Origin of the sequence: Acidovorax delafieldii 2AN, assembly GCF_000175235.1 — a bacterium.
Lineage (GTDB): Bacteria > Pseudomonadota > Gammaproteobacteria > Burkholderiales > Burkholderiaceae_C > Acidovorax > Acidovorax delafieldii_B.
This window is the reverse complement of sequence record NZ_ACQT01000245.1, coordinates 1-5207: the sequence shown is the minus strand read 5'-3', so window position 1 is coordinate 5207 and position 5207 is coordinate 1. Positions and strand designations below refer to the sequence as shown.

The 5207-nt window shown below is 66.6% G+C and carries 5 protein-coding genes; 4 read left to right on the top strand and 1 reads right to left on the bottom strand.

Annotated features, from left to right (window positions below; translation table 11 throughout):
• Positions 1–4 precede the first annotated feature (4 nt).
• A complete protein-coding gene (locus tag ACDELDRAFT_RS18825) occupies positions 5–835 on the top strand; it encodes a TatD family hydrolase (protein ID WP_005799609.1) in 831 nt (276 codons plus the stop codon).
• Between the two features lie 250 nt (positions 836–1085).
• Here the strand turns inward: ACDELDRAFT_RS18825 and ACDELDRAFT_RS18820 are convergent, their stop codons facing one another.
• The gene (locus tag ACDELDRAFT_RS18820) at positions 1086–1847 is read right to left on the bottom strand and encodes a hypothetical protein (RefSeq protein WP_005799608.1); all 762 of its coding nucleotides are present in this window, start codon (positions 1845–1847) and stop codon (positions 1086–1088) included.
• A 295-nt stretch (positions 1848–2142) separates the two neighbouring features.
• On the opposite strand from ACDELDRAFT_RS18820, the gene ACDELDRAFT_RS18815 reads away from it, so the two are divergent.
• The 3 genes from ACDELDRAFT_RS18815 to ACDELDRAFT_RS18805 form a co-directional block, all read left to right on the top strand.
• Positions 2143–2682 carry a DNA-deoxyinosine glycosylase gene (locus ACDELDRAFT_RS18815; protein WP_040329900.1) on the top strand — a complete coding sequence of 180 codons (540 nt, stop codon included), beginning with the start codon at positions 2143–2145 and terminating at the stop codon, positions 2680–2682.
• A complete protein-coding gene (locus tag ACDELDRAFT_RS18810) occupies positions 2683–3447 on the top strand; it encodes a hypothetical protein (protein ID WP_005799605.1) in 765 nt (254 codons plus the stop codon).
• 40 nt (positions 3448–3487) lie between these two features.
• On the top strand, positions 3488–5207 hold a 1720-nt coding region (locus ACDELDRAFT_RS18805; protein ID WP_005799604.1), incomplete at its 3' end, for a GspE/PulE family protein.

Here is a 5207-nt window from a genome sequence, read left to right as displayed (position 1 = left end):
CGGCATGCCTTCCTGGATCGACACGCACTGCCACCTCGACGCCGCAGAGTTTGCCCCCGACCGCGATGCCGTGCGCCAGCGCGCCGCTGCCGCAGGCGTGGCGCACTGCTTGATCCCGGCGGTCGAGCGCGCCAACTGGGACGCCGTGCGCCAACTGGCGCACCACCACGGCGACAGCTATGCCCTGGGCATTCACCCGCTGTACACGGCGCGGGCGGCTGATGCCGACCTGGCGTTGCTGGCCCAGGCGCTGGAACAGCACCGCCACGACCCGCGCCTGGTGGCCATCGGTGAGATCGGTCTCGATTTTTTTGTGGCAGGCCTCGACCCCGCGCAGCAGGAGCGCTTTTACCGCGCGCAGCTGCAGCTGGCGCGCCGGTTTGACCTGCCGGTGATCCTGCATGTGCGCCGTTCGGCAGACAAGCTGCTCAAGGGCTTGCGCGAGACCGCTGTGCCGGGCGGCATCGCCCACGCCTTCAATGGCAGCCTGCAACAGGCCCAGGCGTTCATCGCGCTGGGGTTCAAGCTCGGTTTTGGCGGCGCTGTGACCTATGACCGGGCCATGCAGCTGCGCCGGCTGGCGGCCGAGCTGCCCGAATCCGCCATCGTGCTGGAGACCGACGCACCCGATATTCCGCCGCACTGGCTCTACGCCACGGCCGCGCAGCGGGCTACGGGGCAGCCGCAGGGGCGCAACGCCCCGGCCGAGTTGCCCCGCATTGCCGAGGTGGTGGCGGATCTGCGCGGCCTGCCTCTGGACGCCCTGGCGCACAGCTCCACCGCCAACGCGTGCGCTGCCCTGCCGCGCGTGGCCAGCCTGCTGCAGAAGATCTGAGGTGTTTTGGGCCGCTTGTGATTTACGAGACACTGGTTGATGCTGTCTTGTTGATAGCAAACAGGCGGCGCGTCAGGTTTGCGGCCATCATCGGGGCATGAAGCAAGCCAAGGCGGTTGTGCGTAGCACCCCCCCGCACCCACGCTGCGCCAGGCCCGCTCCAACTGGCGGGCGCGGGAGTCGGCGCGCAGCTTCGGCCAGCAGCAGGTGCTGGGCGACGTCGAGCGCTCACTGGCGTGGGGCCCTTCTTCTATGCCCAATGGATGTGGGTGTAGTCGAAATCCGCAGTCAGACCTGGCTTGACGATGTTGAAGTAGGGGGATACGTCAAAGTCGCGCGGCGCAAACAGGCTGCGGTCACGGATGTGAAAAATCTCCTGTACCACTGCCTGGTGGCGCGCCGGGTCGATACGGCACTCCTGCGTGATGGCGGGCAGGATCGGGTAGCCCACGTTCTGGAAGGCCTCGGCAATCAGTGACGAGCAAATCGCCCGCGTCGGGTCGCCGCTGCCCAGCGCAATCAGGTGCCTGCGCCAGCGGGCAGGCACCGGCGGCGCAGGCAGCAGGTAGCGCGCCAGGTCCCAGATGTTTTTCAGGTCGTACTGTTCGCCCAGCTTGCCCGTGATGTCGACCAGCAGCCGTTGCAGGTCGGCGGCGCCCAGAGCGCTGGGGCGGCAGATGCGCGTGTGGTAGCCCTGGTAATGCGACAGCGGGCGTTTGCACACGCCTTGCAGCATGTCGGCCTCGATCAACTGGTAGGGCTGGCCCTGCGCATCCTCGCCGCCCAATTGCGGCCCGACAAAAAAAGCGGCGTGCGACCAGGTGGATTGCGTGAGGTATTTGATGGCGCCCGACACCCGGCTGCTGCCATCGACCAGCAGCACGTCGCCCGGGCGCAGGGACTGCGCCAGCAGGTGGCGATCGGTGGGCATGCCCATCTGGGCGTGCGTGCGCGGGCGCGAAAGGTGCTGTGCCAGCAGCATGCCGAGGCGGTGAAAAATGCCGGAGGCCATGGTGTGCTCCGTGGGGCGTCATGCCAGAAAACAGGATGTTTCAAGCTAGCACGATTTGCGCAGGTTTGCCGGGCTTGGTTGCATGATGGTCAGCGTGCTCCGCTGGATAGACACCCATTGCCACTTCGATGCGTCCGAGTTTGCGCACGAAGTGGACGCGTTGCCACGCCGGAGGGAGTGCCTGGAAATAATGGTAAAAAGTGCTTATGGCGCTTGATAAATAAGCGCTGATAGCTATTGAAAAAGTAGTATCTCGATGGCTTTCGAGGCTGCCAAAATTCCGCTCCTGCTCCTGATGGCCACCGCACCCCCTTCGTCTCTGCCCACCGTCCCCGCGCAAAGGCTGGTCGGTCTGCCGCCCGTGGTGTCCGACCGCACGGTGGTGCTGGTGCTCGGCAGTTTCCCGGGCACGGCCTCTCTGCGGGCGGGGCAGTACTATGCCCACCCGCAAAACCATTTCTGGCGCATTCTGCAGGCGCTCTGGCCGCGGCACCCGCTGCCCGGCGCGGAGCACTACGATCAGCGCTGCGCCTGGTTGCTGGCGCGGGGCCTCGGGCTGTGGGATGTGTACGCCAGTTGCGAGCGGGTGGGCAGCCTGGACACCCGCATCCGCAACGCGCAGGTCAACGACTTCGCCAGCCTGCGCGTGCGCTGCCCCCGGCTGGCGGCCATCGCCCACAATGGGGGGGAGAGTTTCAGGCATGCGCGCAGCACGGCGTTGCTGGGGGTGCCGGTGGAGCGGCTTCCGTCCACCAGCCCGGCCAACGCATCCTGGAGTTTTGAACGTAAATTGACCGCCTGGGCCGAACTGCTGGCCCGGCATGGATTGGTGTGAATGGCCCGCAATAAAAAGACCGCGATCGAATTGCCCGAAGTGAGTGTCTCCGACGACGGCGAGGTGCGCCACCTGCACCTGGGCACGCCCTGGATCCAGGGCTCCATGCGCGTGGCCGAACCCTTCGAGATCGAGCTGCAATATGTGCAGCGCATGATGGCCTGGCTGCTGTTTGTCGAGCCCGCCAGCGTGACCAAGCGCCACGCCATGCAGCTGGGGCTGGGGGCCGGGGCCATCACCAAGTTCTGCTACAAGAAACTGCGCCTGTGCACCACGGCCATCGAACTCAATCCCCAGGTGCTGGCGGTGTGCCGCCAATGGTTCAAGCTGCCGCCCGACGGTCCCAAGCTGCGCGTGGTGCTGGCCGACGCGGCCGAGGAAATCCGCAACCCGATGTGGCAGGGCACCGTGGATGCCCTGGCCGTCGATCTGTACGACCACGAGGCCGCGGCGCCCGTGCTCGACAGCCCTGCTTTCTATGCCGACTGCCGCGCGCTGCTGACCGAGGACGGCTGCATGACCGTCAACCTGTTTGGCCGTGCATCCAGCTTCGAGCGCAGCCTCCAGAGCATGGCCAGCGCTTTTGGCGAGGACGCCCTGTGGGCCTTCAAACCCACGCGCGAGGGCAACACCGTGGTGCTGGCGCAGCGCACGCCCAGCCGGCCCAAGCGCACCGAACTGGCAGCGCGGGCCGAGGCCATCCAGGCGCGCTGGGATCTGCCTTCGTCCAAATGGATGCGCGTGTTCAAACCCGTGGCCGGTTGATGGCGCAACGCGCGCCCTGTTCCGCTTTTCGAGGCCTTCGATGAAAACCTCCACCGCCCCCGCCGGGCACGCCGCCCCTGTCGCCCTGCATGCCGGCCCGCTCGACTGGCGCCGCATGGTGGACTGGTTGCGCTCGGATGGCGTGATTTCGCCCGAAGAGGCACAGCGCACCATTGCGCGCTGCTCGCAGGCTGAAAGCTCACAGCATCCGCTGGTGCGGCTTGCCAGCGTGTCCATGGCGCGGGCCAACGATGGCAAGCCGCTCGATATCGAATCGCTGACCGAATACCTGGCCAAGCACGCCGGCATGCAGTACCTGCGCATCGATCCGCTCAAGGTGGACGTGGGCCGCGTGGCCGACGCCATGAGCGCGATGTATGCCGAGCGGCACAAGGTGCTGCCGGTGCAGGTGACGGCCAAGGAAGTGGTGGTGGCCACGGCCGAGCCCTTCATCGACGACTGGGTGGCCGAGGTGGAACGCCAGTCGCGCCGCACGGTGCGCCGCGTGGTGGCCAACCCGCAGGACATCCACCGTTTCACGGCCGAGTTCTTCGCGCTGGCCAAGTCGGTACGCGCGGCGCAGAAGGCGGGGGGCAGTTCGGGCGGCAGCAGCTTCGAGCAGCTGGTGGAGCTGGGCAAGAGCAACAAGCAACTCGACGCCAATGACCAGGGCGTGGTCAAGGTGGTGGACTGGCTGTGGCAATACGCTTTCGATCAGCGCGCCAGCGACATCCACCTGGAGCCGCGGCGCGAGCAGGGCGTGATCCGCTTTCGCATCGACGGCGTGCTGCACCCCGTCTACCAGATGCCCATGGGCGTGCACAACGCCATGGTCTCGCGCATCAAGCTGCTGGGCCGCATCGATGTGGTGGAAAAGCGCCGCCCGCAGGACGGCCGCATCAAGACGCGCAACCAGCGCGGCGACGAGGTGGAAATGCGCCTGTCCACGCTGCCCACGGCGTTTGGCGAAAAGATGGTGATGCGCATCTTCGACCCCGACAACACCGTCAAGGACCTCGATGCGCTGGGCTTTGCACCGCACGACGCGCAGCGCTGGGAGCAGCTCGTCAAGCGCCCGCACGGCATCATCCTGGTGACGGGGCCCACGGGCTCGGGCAAGACCACCACGCTGTATTCCACCCTCAAGCGCGTGGCGACCGAAGAGGTCAACGTGAGCACGGTGGAAGACCCGATTGAAATGATCGAGCCCAGCTTCAATCAGACCCAGGTGCAGCCGCAACTCGACTTCAACTTCGCCGAGGGCCTGCGCGCGCTGATGCGCCAGGACCCGGACATCATCATGGTGGGCGAAATCCGCGATCTGGAAACCGCCGAGATGGCCATCCAGGCCGCGCTCACGGGCCACCTGGTGTTTTCGACCCTGCACACCAACGATGCCCCCAGCGCCATCACCCGCATGATGGAACTGGGCGTGCCTTCGTACCTGATCAACGCCACGCTGCTGGGCGTGCTGGCCCAGCGGCTCGTGCGCACGCTGTGCAAGCAGTGCAAGCAGCCCGATCCCGCGGCCGCCCCCGAAACGCTTGCCGAGGTGGTCAAGCCCTGGAAGATCACTGGCACCTACCAGCCCTTCAAGCCGGTGGGCTGTGTCGACTGCCGCATGGGCGGCTTCCTGGGGCGCATGGGTCTTTACGAACTGCTCACGGTGAGCGAGGCGCTCAAGGACAAGATCACCCAGGCGCCGTCCATCGACGTGCTGCGCCGCCAGGCCGTGGCGGACGGCATGCGCCCCCTGCGCC

Bases quoted from the DNA above. Each gene is read 5' to 3' on its own strand.
- ACDELDRAFT_RS18825 (WP_005799609.1), top strand. From the start codon at position 5: ATGCCTTCCTGGATCGACACGCACTGCCACCTCGACGCCGCAGAGTTT.
- ACDELDRAFT_RS18815 (WP_040329900.1), top strand. From the start codon at position 2,143: ATGGCCACCGCACCCCCTTCGTCTCTGCCCACCGTCCCCGCGCAAAGG.
- ACDELDRAFT_RS18820 (WP_005799608.1), bottom strand. From the start codon at position 1,847: ATGGCCTCCGGCATTTTTCACCGCCTCGGCATGCTGCTGGCACAGCAC.
- ACDELDRAFT_RS18810 (WP_005799605.1), top strand. From the start codon at position 2,683: ATGGCCCGCAATAAAAAGACCGCGATCGAATTGCCCGAAGTGAGTGTC.